The 16,787-nt window shown below is 55.4% G+C and carries 15 protein-coding genes and 1 pseudogene; 13 read left to right on the forward strand and 3 right to left on the reverse strand.

Annotated elements, in window-relative coordinates; genetic code table 11:
- Positions 1 to 424, forward strand: a pseudogene (locus tag QVP03_RS12995) (acylneuraminate cytidylyltransferase family protein); the annotation flags it as partial.
- Positions 425 to 497: 73 nt separating this feature from the next.
- Here QVP03_RS12995 and QVP03_RS13000 read toward each other — a convergent pair.
- On the reverse strand, positions 498 to 1,379 hold the full coding sequence (locus QVP03_RS13000) for a hypothetical protein (RefSeq protein ID WP_022333820.1): 882 nt from the start codon (positions 1,377 to 1,379) through the stop codon (positions 498 to 500).
- Between the two features lie 66 nt (positions 1,380 to 1,445).
- Here QVP03_RS13000 and QVP03_RS13005 point away from each other — a divergent pair, with 66 nt between their 5' ends.
- From QVP03_RS13005 to QVP03_RS13015, 3 genes are read left to right on the forward strand one after another with little or no spacing between them, the layout of a single operon-like run.
- Complete coding sequence (locus tag QVP03_RS13005; protein ID WP_022333821.1) at positions 1,446 to 2,375, forward strand: glycosyltransferase family 2 protein; 930 nt, start codon at positions 1,446 to 1,448, stop codon at positions 2,373 to 2,375.
- Positions 2,376 to 2,395: 20 nt separating this feature from the next.
- Positions 2,396 to 3,319, forward strand: coding sequence for an alpha/beta hydrolase family esterase (locus QVP03_RS13010; RefSeq protein ID WP_022333822.1), 924 nt, complete (start codon positions 2,396 to 2,398; stop codon positions 3,317 to 3,319).
- A 49-nt stretch (positions 3,320 to 3,368) separates the two neighbouring features.
- Positions 3,369 to 3,830: a cupin domain-containing protein gene (locus QVP03_RS13015; RefSeq protein WP_022333823.1), complete on the forward strand. Its 462-nt coding sequence runs from the start codon at positions 3,369 to 3,371 to the stop codon at positions 3,828 to 3,830.
- On the opposite strand, the gene QVP03_RS13020 is transcribed toward QVP03_RS13015, so the two are convergent.
- Positions 3,827 to 4,201, reverse strand: a complete 375-nt coding sequence (locus QVP03_RS13020; protein ID WP_256128624.1) for a hypothetical protein — start codon at positions 4,199 to 4,201, stop codon at positions 3,827 to 3,829. The genes QVP03_RS13015 and QVP03_RS13020 overlap by 4 nt on opposite strands.
- Before the next feature lie 52 nt (positions 4,202 to 4,253).
- Between QVP03_RS13020 and QVP03_RS13025 the strand changes: the two genes are divergently transcribed.
- Positions 4,254 to 5,462, forward strand: coding sequence for a site-specific integrase (locus QVP03_RS13025; protein ID WP_022333824.1), 1,209 nt, complete (start codon positions 4,254 to 4,256; stop codon positions 5,460 to 5,462).
- Between the two features lie 315 nt (positions 5,463 to 5,777).
- On the opposite strand, the gene QVP03_RS13030 is transcribed toward QVP03_RS13025, so the two are convergent.
- Positions 5,778 to 6,722 carry a helix-turn-helix domain-containing protein gene (locus QVP03_RS13030; protein WP_410511873.1) on the reverse strand — a complete coding sequence of 315 codons (945 nt, stop codon included), beginning with the start codon at positions 6,720 to 6,722 and terminating at the stop codon, positions 5,778 to 5,780.
- A gap of 224 nt (positions 6,723 to 6,946) precedes the next feature.
- Here QVP03_RS13030 and QVP03_RS13035 point away from each other — a divergent pair, with 224 nt between their 5' ends.
- The 8 genes from QVP03_RS13035 to QVP03_RS13070 all read left to right on the forward strand — a co-directional run bounded on the left by QVP03_RS13035 (position 6,947) and on the right by QVP03_RS13070 (position 16,688).
- Complete coding sequence (locus tag QVP03_RS13035) at positions 6,947 to 7,474, forward strand: hypothetical protein (protein ID WP_022333826.1); 528 nt, start codon at positions 6,947 to 6,949, stop codon at positions 7,472 to 7,474.
- Between the two features lie 69 nt (positions 7,475 to 7,543).
- Positions 7,544 to 8,845 (forward strand): Mfa1 family fimbria major subunit, encoded by a 1,302-nt coding sequence (locus QVP03_RS13040; RefSeq protein ID WP_022333827.1) that lies wholly within the window; start codon positions 7,544 to 7,546, stop codon positions 8,843 to 8,845.
- A 66-nt stretch (positions 8,846 to 8,911) separates the two neighbouring features.
- Positions 8,912 to 10,123 (forward strand): FimB/Mfa2 family fimbrial subunit, encoded by a 1,212-nt coding sequence (locus tag QVP03_RS13045; protein ID WP_256128623.1) that lies wholly within the window; start codon positions 8,912 to 8,914, stop codon positions 10,121 to 10,123.
- 61 nt (positions 10,124 to 10,184) lie between these two features.
- Positions 10,185 to 10,397 (forward strand): hypothetical protein, encoded by a 213-nt coding sequence (locus tag QVP03_RS13050; RefSeq protein ID WP_022333829.1) that lies wholly within the window; start codon positions 10,185 to 10,187, stop codon positions 10,395 to 10,397.
- A 108-nt stretch (positions 10,398 to 10,505) separates the two neighbouring features.
- Positions 10,506 to 11,567 (forward strand): hypothetical protein, encoded by a 1,062-nt coding sequence (locus QVP03_RS13055; RefSeq protein WP_279143710.1) that lies wholly within the window; start codon positions 10,506 to 10,508, stop codon positions 11,565 to 11,567.
- A gap of 41 nt (positions 11,568 to 11,608) precedes the next feature.
- Positions 11,609 to 12,202 carry a DUF3575 domain-containing protein gene (locus QVP03_RS13060; RefSeq protein ID WP_022333831.1) on the forward strand — a complete coding sequence of 198 codons (594 nt, stop codon included), beginning with the start codon at positions 11,609 to 11,611 and terminating at the stop codon, positions 12,200 to 12,202.
- A 211-nt stretch (positions 12,203 to 12,413) separates the two neighbouring features.
- On the forward strand, positions 12,414 to 14,192 hold the full coding sequence (locus QVP03_RS13065) for an OmpA family protein (protein ID WP_288210826.1): 1,779 nt from the start codon (positions 12,414 to 12,416) through the stop codon (positions 14,190 to 14,192).
- 39 nt (positions 14,193 to 14,231) lie between these two features.
- The gene (locus tag QVP03_RS13070) at positions 14,232 to 16,688 is read left to right on the forward strand and encodes a Calx-beta domain-containing protein (protein ID WP_022333833.1); all 2,457 of its coding nucleotides are present in this window, start codon (positions 14,232 to 14,234) and stop codon (positions 16,686 to 16,688) included.
- The last annotated feature ends 99 nt before the right edge of the window (positions 16,689 to 16,787 follow it).

Below are 16,787 nucleotides of genomic sequence, written 5' to 3' on the forward strand. Positions count from 1 at the left end.
GACGCTCGGGCGGGAGATCTACGACAGTTTCACGGCCGACGTCGAGGCCGACCTCTACGTGCTGGCGCACGCCACCTCGCCGTTCATCCGCGCGGAGACCGTGGCGGACGCCCTGCGGCACGTGCGGTCGGGGGAGTACGATTCGGCGTTCAGCGCCGAGAAGATCCAGACCTTCGCCTGGTTCGAAGGCCGGCCGCTCAACTATGCGCTGGACGACATCCCCCGCACGCAGACCATAGAGCCGGTCTATATCGAAACCAGCGCATTTTTCATTTTCCCGCGCACGCTCTGGTGCGGCCGCGGACGCCGCATCGGGGAAAAACCCTACATGGCTGTCGTAGACCGCATCGAAGGGCTGGACATCGACAACCCCGAGGATTTCACGATGGCCGAGATCATCGCGGCAAGCCGGCGGCTGGGGTAGGGAACGGGAATCCGAGATGAGCATAAAAAAGCGACCTTTTCCAGGTCGCTTCCTTTATTTCAAAAAGGCGGCGTTACTCCGCCCCGCGTTCGTAGGCGTCGATCATCGAGCCGCGGGTGCGGTTGACGATCCGCGCACCAAGCGACGCGGCATAGTCGCGCAGCACCTCGTGCCCGCGGAAGAGTTCGGCCACCTCGGCCAGGTATACAGACATCGTATAGGGCACATGCGGCACCTTCATGTAGATAGGCTGCGGCGCCCGGGGCCCGGCATCGTAATAGTGGCGGTCGGCACGGCACAGGCGGTTCGCGTCGTCGACGCATAGCCCGTCGAGCAACGTATGATCCACCCCGTAGAGCTCGATCTGCCGGTAACCCAGTAACAGGGCGACGTATTCGCCCACCTGCACGACCGTGCCGAAATTGGCGCTGCCGAGGCCGTGACGGAAAAGCCAGAAGCCGACGCTGCCAAAACCGCGGTAGACCTGCGTATGGAAGCGAACGATGCGGATACGGGGGTTGGGAAGTGCGGCGCGGTAGTCGAACTTTTCGGGATTATAGAACTGTACGTAGAGCGTCATCGGCCACGTGACCTTGCTATCGAGCGTGCGGTAGAGCGCGGCCACGCGGTCGCGGCACTCGCTGTCGCGGAAGAACATCGGGTCGGAAAGGACGTAATAACCCGGCCTGACCACCTCGAAGCGGTCGTCCTCGGCAAAAAAGTTGACCGCCATGAAATCCCTGGCCTCGTATTCGCGGCGCGCGATCAATCGCGGCAGGTCTTCGGCCAGCGAAGGACCGTTGCCGAGAATGACCATCCCGCGCGACGGGTCGCCCGTCGGGCCCGCACGGCGGATATAGTTGCGGAAATTCTCCTTGACGGCCATCACGGCGAAGTAAAGCGCCGTGTCGAACGTATTGCGGATAAATGCGATGAGCTTCTCGGATGCGGTCATGAACAGGGTTTTATTTGCAAATGTAGCAAAAGATCGGTATCTTCGCAAGAAACCAAACCGCAACAAATGGCATCGGCAACCATCTCGGTCATCATACCCCTCTACAACAAGGAGCGCGAAATCGGCGACACCCTACGCTCGGTACTCGCACAGACTTTGCAGCCCACGGAGATCGTCGTCGTGGACGACGGATCGACGGACGGGAGTGCAGACGCCGTGCGTGCCATCGCATCGCCGCTCGTGAAGCTCGTCACGCAAGCGAACGCCGGGGTCTGCGCGGCACGCAACCGCGCCATCGCCGAGTCGGCAGGCGACCTGATCGCCCTGCTCGACGCCGACGACACGTGGGAACCGGGATTCCTGGAGGAGATCGCTTCGATGGCGGCCGAATTCCCGGGCTGCGGGATTTATTCGACAGCCTTCAACATCGTCAGCCATGACGGACGGTTCCCCGCCCCCACCCCCACGGAGCGCGGCGTGGTCGCCGACTTCTTCCGCGACTCGGCGCACCGTTATATCTCGATCCCGTCGGCCAGCGCCGTCCCGCGCGCGGTATTCGAATCAGTGGGCGGATTCCCCGAGGGAATGAAGATCGGCGAGGATCTCTACATGTGGATCAAGATCGCCCGGCGCTACAAGGTCTGCTTTTCGCCCAAGCCGCTGGCAAACTATTCGAAGGTGGCCTCGAACCGTTCGTCGGCCATCTACACGCCCGAGCGGACGCGCTACTCGTTCGAGGAGCTTTACGACCCGGCGGCGGCAGACGGATACAACGAGTTCGTGGCCCGCGCAGCCCTGGGAAAAGCGCTCATCATCAGCGCAAAGGGGGGCACGAAGGATGCGGCGAGGGCGATCCGGTTCTTCGGCTACACGAAGACCTACCGCCGCACGCTGCGCAAGGTACGCATCCTCAACGCCCTGCCCCGCAGCTGGCGGGGGCCGCTGATCGGGCTTTACAACAGCCTGGCATGGCGCATCGCCCGGAAAGGACTCTGAGCCCCGAAAATTCCGACAGCATGAAATACCTTTCGAACCCCTCCGTCGTAAAGGGTCTTTTTACGGCACTCCTCCTGCTGGCGTCATCCGTCGCCCGGCCCCAATCCGCAAATCCGGACACCCCTTCCTACACGATGCGTTCAGGCGGTACCGAACGCTCGTACAAACTCCACCTGCCCCAGGGGCTGCCCCAAGGCGCCCCGCTAGTGGTCGTCCTGCACGGTTACGGCGCGAACAACGACCCGGGCCGCTTCGGGATGAATGCCGCGGCCGACCGCCACGGCTTTGCCGTCTGCTACCCGCAGGGCGCGAAGGACGGCCGGGGCAAGACGTGCTGGAACGTGGGCTACCCGTTCCAGGCCGACATGGCCATCGACGACGTGGAGTTTATCACGCAACTGGTACGGCATTTACAGAAAAAGCACGGGCTGAGCCGCCGCAACGTCTTTTGCACGGGCATGTCGAACGGCGGGGAGATGTGCTACCAGCTTGCGGCGCCGCGCCCCCGCCTGTTCGCGGCTCTGGCGCGCCCCCGCCTGTTCGCGGCCGTGGCACCCGTATCGGGGCTGATGCTCGAATGGCTCTACAAGGCCGACACATCGGATGTGCCCGTGCCCCTGTTCGAAATACACGGCACGGCCGACCGCACGTCGGCGTGGGAGGGCGACCTCGACAATAAAGGCGGCTGGGGCGCCTACGTCGCCGTACCGATGGCCGTACATTACTGGGCAGCCAAGAACAAATGCACCGGCATGCAGACGGACACGATTCCCGGGCGTACGCCGGAGAACGGCCGCAAGGTCATCGCCCACCGCTTCACGGGCGGCACGGGCGGCAGCGAAGTCTGGCTCTACGAGATCGTCGGCGGGAAACATTCGTGGGGCGAACAGGACATCGACACGGGCGAGGAGCTCTGGAAATTTTTCAGCAAGTTCGTGAAATAGACGGAACGGCAGCCGGCAGGCACTTCGGCCACCGACAAAAATGACAGCGATGAAACAGGCAAAAAAGATTGCGGAAGGCAGGAACTACACGGCGGCGGACATCGGCGACGCGGAGGATATAAAATCGTATTCGCTGATTCATGCCAAAACCGGGCAGGAAGTACGGGGCAAACTGTTCCTCAAAGAGCTGACGCGGGCGACCGGCACGGAAATATCGTTCAACAGCATCCCGCCCGGAAGCGGGCCCGGGTATTTCCACAAGCACGACAAAGACGAAGAAACGTACATAATACTCCGGGGTGCGGGCTACTGTCAGGTAGACGGCGACTGCTTTCCGGTCAAAGCGGGGAGCGTCATAAGGGTCGCGCCGGCAGGGGTAAGGGGCCTGTGCAACACCTCGCAGGAGGAGATGGTCTACCTATGCATCCAATCCCGGGAAAATTCACTGGAAAAACATACCTACGACGACGGCACACGGGTAGCGTGTACGCCCCTATGGAAAAAACGCTAAGTCGCAAATAAAAATGAAAGAATGTCTGACAAGCCCTCAGAATTGGCAATCGCCCCTGCCAGAGCTTGTTCAGACGGGGTAAAATCGTTAAAATCAGACTTGTCTGACAGCCTCTCCTGCCATGGGTGCAATACCGGCACATTCGGCGCCCGGTTCCGGGAAAGGCGGAGATAAACCGGCACCTCCCCGTCGCGGGCCGCACCCGCACAGCGCCAGCTCGTGAAGGTCAGCCCCGGTCGCCGGCACCCATTTTCAGTCGCCTCGTCACACCACACCTTTTTATAAAATATTCCCCTATAAACCAAACCGATAGCACGGGGGACAGGACTTCCGCACCGATGCTGAACATTATCTTTTTCAAATTGTTTCAACAATTGGAATAGTTTTGTATGGTTATATAACAAGGTTTATAAAAGGTGTCTTATGACAAGCGTAAAATTAAAGCTGCACAAAAACAAATTACTGAAAGACGGTACTTACCCGCTGGTTTTCCAGATCATCCACAACCGCCGCAAAAAAGTACTGTACACCAACTATAAAATCCGCGAATCCGATTTCGATCCCGTATCGGGAAAAGTCCGCGCGGACGACAGTCGGCAACTTTCGGATCGCAGCGCACAACGGATGAACCGCGCACTGAACAGGGAACGCAAAACGCTGCTGTCGAAAATCGCCTTCTACGAAGAGCACGGCATAGATTTCTGCGTGGAAGACCTGGACAACCGTTCGTCCCGACAGCACAACGTCCATCTGTTGCAATACATGAACAAGCAGATACGCGAAAAAATACTGGCCCGCAGAAACGGAACGGCAGCGGCATACAAAAGCACGCATTCATCGCTGCAGAAATACCTCGGGGGAAAGGATGTGCGGGCGAGCGAAATCAATCCGATGTTCGTCCGCAAATACGAAGAATTCCTCCGCAAACAACAGGTGTCGGACAACACGATTGCCTTTTATATGCGGAACCTGCGAACCATCTACAACAACATTCTCCAAGACGGCTTTCCGTCTGTCGGGGAATCGCCTTTCAAGGCGACACGCACCACGGTGCATAAAACCGTCAAGCGGGCCTTGTCGAAAAAAAACATGGTGCTTCTGGTGCACTGCACGTTCTCCCCCAGCGAACCACTTCTGGAGTTCGCACGGGATATTTTCCTCTTCAGTTTCTACACGCGCGGCATGTCGCTTGTGGACATCGTTTTTCTCAGGAAGGAACACATTTTCGACAATGCGATCCACTATGTCCGGCACAAAAGCAGCCAGCCGCTGCGCATCACGATCACGGAGCCGCTGGCGGCACTTATCGCCAAATACGACAACGATTCCCCCTATATTTTCCCCATTCTGCGCGATAACGCCCCGTTTTCGCATTACGACCAGTACCGCAGCGCACTGGCCCGGATCAACCGCAATCTGAAAAGAGTCGGCTTAAAACTCGGCCTGACCACACCCCTTACCACCTATGTGGCACGCCACACATGGGCGACCCTGGCAAAACAATGCGGCGCTCCGGTTGCAGTCATCAGCGAAGGGTTGGGACATGCCTCGGAGAAAATCACGCATATTTACCTGAAAGAATTCGACAGCGACGTACTGGATCGAATAAACGAAATTGTGACCCGTTTATAGCGAATTTCCAAGGGCCGGAAAAATTTTCCCCGATCGTTTTTATCAAAAAAACAGCCCGGTATTGCATATTTTCCAACAAAAACAGTTATATTTACTATTGTAAAATTACGTCCTCTATTTCCAATAGAGAAACACATAAGGTGATCTTTTAATTCTGTTCTTTTCACGGCGGAAGCTAAGCAATTCCCGCCCCTTTGCAGCACGGCCTGTCCGGGCCTTTTTGCGTCATTTTCCTGACCGAGACAAAGGTCGGGAGTGTTTTTGAAAATCCACTTATCCAAAACGCTCAAAAAGTTATTCTAATTAATCTTTTCCTCATCCAGCGGCATATTCCGCTGATTTTTCATTTTTTATGCGCTCGGCCAACACTCTCGGGGGACACCCGAAATGTGTTTTGCAATATTTGTTGAAGCTTGCCGGCGAAGAAAATTTGAATTCGTAGATCACGTCCTTTATCGTAACCGAAGGATAGCTGAGCATGGCCAGTATGCGGGCATTCTTCTGTTTGAGCAGCCAAGAGTAAACCGATTCACCGAACTCTTCCTTAAATTTCCGAGCCATGTCCGGCACGCTCATTCCCATCACCCGGGCCAGCTCCTCCCGGCTCGACACCTTGTCCTTGTGCTGCAGAACGGCCCCCTTGAAATCGACCCGCTGGCCCATAATCGGGTGCAAAAGCCTGACCATTTCGGTCTTGGTGTAAGCCGTGCGGAAGATGATGAACAACTCCTTCTCCTTTATTTCATGGAGATGCTTGCAGTTGATCCCCGACGAAAGATAAATCTCCAGCAATTTCAAAAACAAATCGAGCGGTTCGCGTACGGGCAAAGCCTTAAAACTGGGATCAAAATCGCCTACACTCTCCAGATAATGCGACAGCATATATTTGTCGCACAAGGAGATATTATTGTGGAAAAAGGTCAGGTCGAGGTAACGTCCGGGCCGGATGACCGTACCCACATAAAGCGATGAAATGGGAATGAAAACAAACTCTCCGGCCCGAACCGATATCGCGCATTCGTTGTCTTTGACGATACTTACCTCCCCCTCCAGAATAAATATCAGATGATTGACTTTAACAGGCTCCTTCTGGTTGTTGAACCGTTTGCCTTCCGACATTTTCCCAAGCGTAAATCCCCCGAACGATTCGGTTTTGTAGTTCAGACACGAGGTGTGATCCGTTTTGTAATGCAACTGCATAATATTACCGTTTAAAAATAGCGTATTTCGCTGTGTCTGCCCGGCAAAAAAGGGTGCCACAGCGAGCATTATGTTTCACCATAATTTCACCGTTACAGCAATATAAAATACTGACAATAAAATAGAAACTAAATATATAGTGACACGCATGACGCAAGTTTAACATCGTGTGAATCGCCGTTTCCGGAAAGTGGGTTCCGAACGAATTATGTATCAATAATTCACAAGCAAAATCACACTTATTATCTCTATTGGAAATAGAGATTACAATAAAAACACACAATATGTTTTCGGATAAAATCGTCTGTGCCATCAGAGTTATGAATCTACTCGCCTACTCGCCACCAGGCCAAAGGAGTGCGCGGGGTATAGATGCGGGCTTCCTGAAGGAACTGCTCGGCGTGGAATACTCACTCTACAAATCCGTAATCAACACGCTCATCATCGGCAACATCTGTTACACCACGGCGCGCATGGTCTATCTCGGCAAAGGGGTCGAACGGGTGACTGTGTACGACCTGATGTACCTCTTCCACAAAGGGCTCCCCATGGGCGCCGCGACAGAGATCGACTGGAACAAAGGCGACTACCTGCACGACAGGCACTACGCGCGTCTGCGGCATCTGGAGACAGAAATCGAGGAAGAGCTCAGGCAGCGGCTGAAGAGCATGCACGTGCTGGCACTGCTCCACCCGGAAGCGGAAAACACGTCCGGGGAAGAAACGGGCCGCAGACCGGCCGACTCCCCCGGCGAAACGATCCGCGACCAGATTCCGGCACACGCGGACAGCCCACTGCCGGAACCCTCTTGAAAAAGATTCATTCCATTAACAAACAATATGTTTCACTAAAAGTCCCAAAATTCACTAAACCCCAATCTTATGAAGAAGAATTTTATCCTTGGATTAGCCGCAATAAGCATGCTGTCCTTTGCATCCTGCGAAACGGATCCCGCCGCCGAGAAAAACCCCGCAGACGACGTGGTAGAGGGCATCCCCACCACAGCCACGATCACGCTGACGAACGCTCCCTCGACGATGGCGACCGAAAACGGAACCCCGCCAGAATCAGATTTTGCGGAAGCCACCCTTTACGTATTTAACAACGCCGACGTACTGGAATCGATCGTACCGTTCTCGGTCGAAGACGTCGATGCAAAAAAAGTAACGTTCCAGACCACGACCGGCGCAAAACGCCTCTTCGTATGCGCCAACATGAACGACATACTTGCGAACTTCAATTTCAAGACGGTTACGACCGCTGCCACACCGACTGAGGTCACCAAGCTGGACGCATTCAAGAAAACACAGGCAGCCATAGCCGACTTTACGTCCATAACCGGCGCAGGCAAATTCTGGATGACGAACCTGGAAGCACAGCCGGCCCAGAAGACAGTAACCGCGAGCGGCGAGAACAAATTCACGGTCACCATCGGCCGCGCGTGTGCCAAAGTAAGGCTTAGCCTGGGTACAGGCGTGGTAGGAAGCGGAGGTACGCTGGACAACCTCAAGTTCAAGACCAAAAACAACCCCGACAAAATGTATCTGATGCCGGTTTATGAGGGCGCCAACTATACGGGCAAGCAACTGCTGACCCCGTATTATGGGGCGACCACGCAGGGAACCTACATCGACGGAAGCGCCCAGGTATCATTTTCGACGGAAGGCGGCATATCCTACCTCACCGAGAACAGTAACGCGACAATCTTGGCTGGCAAAGCATCCTACCTGGAGGTTGAAGGCATCTGGACGCCGAATGTGGATCAGATCTTGGATAAAGACGGCAATCCCGGCGCAGCATTGACAAACAACGACTTCTGGCGCGTCGCCCTAAAATCAGGAGGCGTAATCACGGGTTACAAGCCCGGCTGCTACAACGAACTTCCCTCAACGGGCCAGATCGGTTCAGGTAATGAAGCCATTAAATACACGGGCGGCAAGTGCTACTACGCGATTTACCTTCAGGATAAGAACGCAGGCTCCGACAAGGAACTTCCGCTGCGCTACACGGTCAAGCGCAACACGCTCTTCGACGTGGTTATCTCCAGCATCAGCGGCCCCGGTGCGAACGACCCCGGCGGCGTGGTACCCGATCCCACCAAACCCGTAGAAACGGTGGTAAGCATGGAAGTTAACATCACCATCGCACCTTGGACTATCGCTAACCTGTCGGCCGGTATTTAGTAATTCGCCCGGAACCTGCCCCGACCGGAGCAGGTTCCGGGCAAATTATTTATCGAATCGCATATTATGAAAAACATATTCAAATCAACCCTTTGCGTGCTCGCACTGTCGCTGGGGATGTTTTCCTGCAATACGGAAGATCCCGGAAGCGATACGGGCGGCGGCGAAGGCAAGGAAGGCCAGGTGGTAATCAACCTGGGCTTCGACAAGGCTCCATCGACACAGGCTTCCTACCCTACGTCCACGGCCAAGCCCACGACCTCGTGGACGGACAACATCAAAGACTTGCACATCCTCTTCGTGAGCACCGCGGACAACCGCGTAAAGGCGGCCCGCGAACTTCAATTGCCCCAGGACGGCACAACCGGCACCCATAATTTCGTACTCCAGAACATTCCGGCCAGTCCGGCGGGCGCCCATTACAACGTGTACGTAGTCGCCAACTCCGCGACCGGAAACAACATCGAACGCACCTGGGAACCGGCCGCCGCCGTAGGGTACGAGATCAGCACCCTGCTCATGAAACTCCAGGAGAAAACCCTCGGGGAGAAACCGGCTCCTCCGGCCGAGAATCCAGAGAAGGATTCCAAGGGGTACGAGGAACCCGCGGAGATATTCATAGGCGTCCTGCCCAACGTGGATATACTCGCAGACCAGAACAACACGCTCAGCACGATCACGCTGAAGCGCGCCGTGAGCATGATGCGCGTGCGTATCAACCAGAGCCTCTCGGGCAATGAGTCAGTCCAGTTCGACGTAGACGAGGCGAGTTTCCGTATCCGCCGCGTCGGCACGAGCGTCAACGTGCTCAGCACGGTCGGCTTCGCTTCGCCCAAGCGCGAACAGGCGGTACTCTATGTCAAAGGCAAGTTCAACGACGCGGATCCCGAAAGCGGTTACAGCACGGGAACCATACTCGACCCGACCAACAAGCTGACCCTGTGGAAAGACATCAGGCTCCTCCCGGGAGGAAGCGAAACGGAAAGCAAGGAGAAGTTCGATATCGTGCTGATCGGCAAAGCGCCCGCCGGCTATATCCCGCTGTCACACACCACAGGCCTCACGGCCCCGGCCCTGGTGGCATGGAGCGGCGCCGTGCAGAAAGGCGTTACAGCCAACAACATCCTCGAAGTAAACCTGACGCTGAATTCCCGGGGCAAGTGGCTCGATGATCCCGACGATCCGGGTATTCCCGAACCCGGACAGTACGGCGACGTAACGATCGACGTCAATCTGGCGGACTGGGGAAGCATCGAGTCCAACGACATCCCCCTGTAACTCCCTCCCGGAGCAGCAATCCGTGGTTTCACGGACTGCTGCTCCTTAACCTTAACATCCGATGAAAAAAACTTTTTACTCGATTTTAGCATACATCTTTCTGGGGCTCACCGCTGTAATCTGCATATACGCCGTTTACGCATATGCGACCGGGGAAGGATTCTCCATGTGGCTGCTCTTAAAGGGGTTACTCGGATTGGCCTGCGGACTGAGCCTGCTCGCCGAGGCCCGCAAACCGGGGGAAGGGGAAGAAACAGGAGAAAAAAACGAATAACCGGACAATCCGGAAACGAAATGCTGAAGGAACGGCTGCGAAAAGTACCGCAGGGAGCCCTCGGCATTTATAGATTCCGGCAGGGGGAAATCCACACGCCCAAAATAAATGAAAATGAAATTCTTGCCGAAATATACGCGAATGACTGCCGGGATACTCCTGCTCTATTCCCTCGCATCATGCACATACGACTATTTCGTAGACGAAAATAACCTCTGGATATACGTTCCGCAGGTCAAAGAGGGTACGATACGGGACTTCTACATCGCATTCCACGACGAAGCGGGCAGCCATATGCGCAGCAGCCATATTTATGCCCCGTTCAATAAAAACGAGCTTATGCTCGACGGAACGTTACGCTTCAAACTCAAGCCGGGAGAAACCAGCGTCACCTGTTTCGCCCAAATCGGGGACATGCCCGTAAGCGAGGGGCAGCTCTACTCGGACTCCTATCTCTCGGCAAAGCCCCTGAAGGGCGCCGAACACACGTTCACACCGCTCCCGGCAGGCTCCAAAACCGGTACGCAGAACAAAAGCACGGCCACGGGCAAGCCGACCGACCCCGATCAGCCCCGCTTTTCCAAAACCAGGCTGTCGTTATACCCCATCGGGCATCCCGACGCAAAAAAGATACATACCATCGATATCAGCGAAGAAAATTCCTACAACGGAAAAATCACGAACGAATTCAAGAATTTCGCCGGGTTGGGAGTCACCCGCATAGAAATACATTACACGGGACTTGCAACCCGCCTCTGTTTCGACGGACACTTCGACAATTTCACGCCACAGGACAAAATTCAGGTAAGTTACGACCTGCCCGCCGCCGGACAGGCCGGGCCGGATTACAGCTTCTCAGAGAGCTATTTCCCGTCATCGGGCTATGATATAGACGCTCCCGACGCTCCCGGGACGGCCCTGACTCCGCTGAAAGTCGTTACATATTTTTATGATGACAACGAAATCATCGGACGTTTCGCGTTCGATTCGGGCAATCTGAACGACGGCGGCATGGAACCTCCCGTCGACGAGAACGGCGACAAGATAGACGGCCCTGTTTATTTAACCCCCGGGGCTCAACTCACCTTCACTTACAAGGGTTTCACACTCGTGGCGATCAAACTCTCCGAGTGGGGCGATATCGGTTCAGGAGGTACGACGGATATGTAAATTCCACATGAAAACCCAAAAATACAAACCATAAAAGTCCGATGAGAAAACTATCACGAATACTGGCACTGGGTTCCATTCTCCTGTTCACAGCACCGACAGCGAAAGCCCAGGCGATCAAGACCAATCTGCCGCTCTTACTGGCCGGCACTCCTAATGTCGGCGTGGAATTTATGCTCAGCCAGCAATTTACGATGAATGCCGACATTCTCTGGATGCCCTATATGTTCAAGAAGCACGAAGAGGTCTTCCGCGCCCTGATCGGCAGCGTAGACATGCGTTACTACGTCAAGCCGCGTTACTACTACACCAACAACATGTACGACGGTTTTTACCTCGGGCCTTACGTCGCAGGAGGCAATTTCAATATCGGATTATGGCAAGGCGAGGACAAAGAGAGTTACCGCCGCAAAGGCTGGGGCCTTTCGGCAGGCATATCACTCGGCTATAAGTTCTACCTGTCGAAACATTTTCGCCTCGATCTGAATCTCGGCATCGGATACGCCCACCTGCAATTCGACAAATACCTGCTCGGAGGCGAGTGGAACGGATATGCACTGGAATTAAAAAACACGCGCGCATGGTTCGGGCCGACAAAATTCGGAATCCACCTGACTTACAACATCTTCAAATAATCGGGCAACATAAATTACGTCTATGAAAAAATATCTTCTACTAATATTGCTCGGCACCTTGCTTGCCGGAAACGCATTCGGCGCCCGCAAAGAAATTCCAGACCGTGTACCGAAAGACCAAATGCCCCCTTCGGCGGGGCGGCTTTTCCGCACCGGGCGCATTGAACGAAGCGCGGACGTCAATTTCGTCCGCGGGGATTTCCGTCGTGCAATGACCCTTTACCGGCGTGCGCTCGCTGCCATCGAGAAAAAGTACGACAACGAACGGCTGACCCTGGAGCAGCGTAAAGCACTCTACGGAGACCGTAACGTCCTGGCCCTGAAAATGGCGAGGAACTACATCCTGCTGCAAGACCCCGAAAATGCAGTAACATATTATGAAAAGGTCTGCGCAGCGGCCGACACGCTGATGACGGTCAACGATGTCTGCTTCTTCGTCGACGCCCTCCGGCGTTTAGGAAACAACCAGCAGGCGGAAATCGCAGCTCGCAACTTCGCTTTCCGTCAACCCTACTCCCGCAACCAGCGTTACATCAATACGCTTGCATCTCTTTCCAACGTGCAGCGGTACTACGGCCGTGGGGATGCGGATTACAGGGTGACCCTGCAGACCCTGAATACCCCCGAGGCCGAATACTGGCTCGGGGAGTGGAAGGGCAAACCGTTTTATGCCGTAAGCCGCGGTCAGATGCAGGATCCGCTGAAGATCTTTTATCACCGCACACAATTCTATTCGCTCTACGACGGAACCGTCCCCGAAGTGTTCCGCGACATCCCCCGGGAGTTACAGCGAGGGCCGCTGGCCTTCAGCCCCGACGGGAAGACGATGATCGCCACGGCACTGGTATACCGTAACACCGACCGCATCATATCCACCGATCTCGACGCCGGCCTGTTCGTCAACCAACTCTATTATTCACGCTTCGACAGCGTACGCGGCCGCTGGAGCGATTTCCAGTTCCTGTTCGAGCATCAGGAGGGACACTCCTACGGCCACCCGGCTTTCTTCAACAACGGAAAATCCCTGATATTCTCTTCCGACCGGGAGGGCGGCTACGGCGGCATGGATCTCTACATGACGCATTGGGACGAACAGAAGGGCAATTGGGGTGAACCGGTCAACATGGGACGCGCCGTCAATACCGAGGGAGACGAAATTTACCCTCGTGTAGTGGGCGACGCCCTCTATTTCGCGTCCAACGGCATGGAAGGGTTCGGCAGTTACGACATATACCGGATGAGTATGGTAGACGACATACTGGTTCCGGGAACCCTTTTCCATTATCCGTATCCGGTCAACTCGGTATACAACGATTTCGGAATATTCTTCGACGGGGCCAAAGGCTATTTCATCTCGGATCGCCGTGGCATCGCCGGGAAAGATGACATCTATACGTTCGACAATACGATTTCGCCGCTGAGCAGCAAGTCGGCGATAGGTGTTTCGGCCGAGTACTCGGCCATGGTCGGCAACCTGAACCTGATCTCAGGACTCGGCAACAGCAACACCGAAAGTTACGAAGCCCAGATCATCGAGTCCGAAATATACCCGCAGCCCTCGGTCGGGGACATACTCATAAGCGTTTTTTTCGATTTCAACAGCGACGCGTTGAACAAAGAATCTCTGGATAAACTTTGTAACGTAGTGGAATCAATGGCATTCAACAATTTGAAGGAGATTTCGGTCTTCGGGTACGCAGATGAATTCGGGACTGAGAAATACAACCTCGGCCTGTCGGAAAAGCGGGCCATGGCCGTAGCAAAGGCACTTGTCGAACTGGGAGCCGAGCCTACCCTCTACCCCGAAGGCAAAGGACGGCTGAAGGTTCCCCGCGAAGCATTCATGGAGGCGCTGCGCAAAAAGAAAGAGCACAGTACGGGAATCAACGTCCCGGAGGATCAGCACATCCCGGTTGCCCTCACGTTCGAGGAACAGACCGAGGTGACTCGCAAAGCTCGGCGCGTGGATGTTGTCGTCAGGAAAAAATAATAACCCGGAATTCGGATCGATCAAAAAACTTACAATACAATGAAAACAGGAAAGAATATCTTTTGGGCGTTCGGCATGGCGATGGCGATTTTTGCCGCCAGCCGGGTGCAGGCACAGTTCATGCCGGTCGTGTACGACCGTTCGTACGGCAAGGAAATCCACTATGAACAAGTTTGCCCGGATTTTAGCAACGGTGACGTCGTTGCTGTCGGGGAGAACGGCGGGCATCCTATGGTGATATGGCTCAACCGCTTGGGCGAAAGTATCCTTTCGCGCAAGTTTCCGGCAGGGGATTTTGCGAAAATCACGAATGTCTTTCCCCTGCAGGACGGCAAAGTGCTGCTGGTCGGCTGCCGCACGGTTCCGCCGCGCGACAACCGGGGTGCCACGGGACGCGCCATCGTCCTGACCTCCAATGGGGTCGTAGAGCAGGACGTGCGCGTGGGAGAGCCCGGGTCGTGCATCACATTGGGGAGGCAGCTGGCGGACGGCAGTTTGATCCTCGGCGGGGACTCCCCGGCCGTAACCGGGGGCCGCAAACCTTTCGTATGCAAAATTTCACCCTCGGGACGCGTGATATACAATTATATTCCCACCGCGGGCGAAGTTTGCGTCGGGCTGAACGTATTGGGCAGTTCCACTGAGTACCTTCATGTGGCATTCTCGTCGAAAGACAACGAAGGCAGCTGCGTGGTGCGTCTCGACGAACGTGGAAAGCCGTTCTTCATTACCCAGCTTCCCGACCGCACATTCCATATCGAGAAGATGGCTTCGACCGTTGACGGCGACCTCTATTTGGTTGGCGAGGGCCAGAAAGCGGGGGGAGCAGTAATCAAAATACGCCCTGAAGGCGATATTGTTTTCCAGAAACAGATCGTCCCCACGTCGGTAGAGACAAAACTCGATCAGTTGATCGTCTGCCCCACGGGCGAGATCATGGTCGGCGGAAACGACCTCACCAATTCATATTATGCCCAACTGCGTCCCGACGGGACGGAACTCATCTCGCAGGTGGATCGCGGTGTGATCGCAGGCATCACGCACGACCCCGTATCAGGCTCCTGCGTGGCAAGCCTCTACAATCCGGAAACCTCACAAGGCAAAATCGTCAAGTTCTCACGGCAGGGACACCGCATGTACGAAAAGAACACGGCCGCCAGCTACACTTCGTTACGCATCAACGGCAACGGGGACTTGCTGATGGGCAGCCCGACGACGGGCCGCCTGAGTATGCTTTCCTCGCTGGGCGAACTGCTTTTCGACCGTTACGTCGTCGAAAACACACCGACGCCTTTCGCGGCAGCATCCCTTCCAGCCAATGGCGAAGCGGTATTCCTCTCAGACGGAAGCCGCATCATAAAACTGGCACACGGCATCTACATGAGCGACATCCAGGTCAGCAAACCCATCATGGGAAGTGCCACCGCAACATTCACCGTAACCCTTTCCGGCTACTCCTTTACGCCCGAAGGCGCCCCGCTGCCCGTAACGGTCGACTACAAAACCCGTCCGGTGACCGCCTCAGAGGGCGTTAACTACGACCCCGTGGCGGGAACACTCTCGTTCGTGCCTTCGACGGACGGCAGCGATCGTTACCTCAATAAATTCGCGGTAGAAGTACCTATCAATGCCAACGATTTGCTGGAGGGCAGCCGTACGTTCAACCTCGATCTTTCGAACATCAGCAACAGTTATCTGATCCGCTCCTCGAGCCAGGCCCTGATCAAAGACCAGCCGGCCATAGTACGCCTGATCGGCACCAAGGCTGGCATCGAGGGTGAACAGGACATCGTTTATGAACTGGGCATCTTCAAAACCAACGGCGTGGCGCTGACCAACGCCACGCGTGCCAACATCGTGATCGACGGAATCTACGGCAAAGGCACGGCCGACCAACTGGACTTCGACATGGGACGGCTCCCGCGCCTGACCATCCAGCCTGACATGCACAGCGGGCAGTATCGTGTGCAAACGAAGGAGGACACCCGCTATGAATCGGTCAAAAGCGTCGTCATAGATTTCAGCCAGATTTATGCCATGAGCGACACAGACGTCCACTTCAGCAGTTCCGTGCTGAGCTGCAAGGGAGAACTTTACGACCAGCCGGCGTTAGTAGCCATCGAGTCGTTGGGCGATTTCGGCCGCAAGAACAATGTCGTCTCCGGCTTCTTTAAGGTGTCGCTGCTCCGGGCGAAAGACGGGGCGCTGCTAACCAACTGCAGCGGCGGCGATATCCTGATCGACGCCGCCATCGACCAAAGCACGACAGGCCAGTTGGGACAGGATTTCGTACTGACCAACCTGCATGACCTGCGCATCTGGGGAGACGACAAGAGCAGCACCGTTAATATCAACGGTATGGTACTCTACTCGCCGGACTCCGCCTCACGCAACGTAGTCGTCAAACTCAACGGCGCAAAAGCCGTGGCCGACGGAGGTAAAATCTCAGTCAGTCCCTCCAAGGCCATTTCAGGGTTCGTTATCCGCAACAAATAGGTTCCGCGGAAATGAAATCCTTCCAGTTACTTCTCTTAATCGGGTTTCTCCTGGGTGTGCAATGTATGCGCGCCCAGGGAGATACCCTCAGCCGTATTC

Origin of the sequence: Alistipes sp. CAG:29, assembly GCF_000435435.1 — a bacterium.
Lineage (GTDB): Bacteria > Bacteroidota > Bacteroidia > Bacteroidales > Rikenellaceae > Alistipes > Alistipes onderdonkii.

Coding starts and splice junctions, on each gene's coding strand:
- QVP03_RS13000 (WP_022333820.1), bottom strand. CDS start 1,379: ATGACCGCATCCGAGAAGCTCATCGCATTTATCCGCAATACGTTCGAC.
- QVP03_RS13005 (WP_022333821.1), top strand. CDS start 1,446: ATGGCATCGGCAACCATCTCGGTCATCATACCCCTCTACAACAAGGAG.
- QVP03_RS13010 (WP_022333822.1), top strand. CDS start 2,396: ATGAAATACCTTTCGAACCCCTCCGTCGTAAAGGGTCTTTTTACGGCA.
- QVP03_RS13015 (WP_022333823.1), top strand. CDS start 3,369: ATGAAACAGGCAAAAAAGATTGCGGAAGGCAGGAACTACACGGCGGCG.
- QVP03_RS13025 (WP_022333824.1), top strand. CDS start 4,254: ATGACAAGCGTAAAATTAAAGCTGCACAAAAACAAATTACTGAAAGAC.
- QVP03_RS13035 (WP_022333826.1), top strand. CDS start 6,947: ATGTTTTCGGATAAAATCGTCTGTGCCATCAGAGTTATGAATCTACTC.
- QVP03_RS13040 (WP_022333827.1), top strand. CDS start 7,544: ATGAAGAAGAATTTTATCCTTGGATTAGCCGCAATAAGCATGCTGTCC.
- QVP03_RS13045 (WP_256128623.1), top strand. CDS start 8,912: ATGAAAAACATATTCAAATCAACCCTTTGCGTGCTCGCACTGTCGCTG.
- QVP03_RS13050 (WP_022333829.1), top strand. CDS start 10,185: ATGAAAAAAACTTTTTACTCGATTTTAGCATACATCTTTCTGGGGCTC.
- QVP03_RS13055 (WP_279143710.1), top strand. CDS start 10,506: ATGAAAATGAAATTCTTGCCGAAATATACGCGAATGACTGCCGGGATA.
- QVP03_RS13060 (WP_022333831.1), top strand. CDS start 11,609: ATGAGAAAACTATCACGAATACTGGCACTGGGTTCCATTCTCCTGTTC.
- QVP03_RS13065 (WP_288210826.1), top strand. CDS start 12,414: ATGACCCTTTACCGGCGTGCGCTCGCTGCCATCGAGAAAAAGTACGAC.
- QVP03_RS13070 (WP_022333833.1), top strand. CDS start 14,232: ATGAAAACAGGAAAGAATATCTTTTGGGCGTTCGGCATGGCGATGGCG.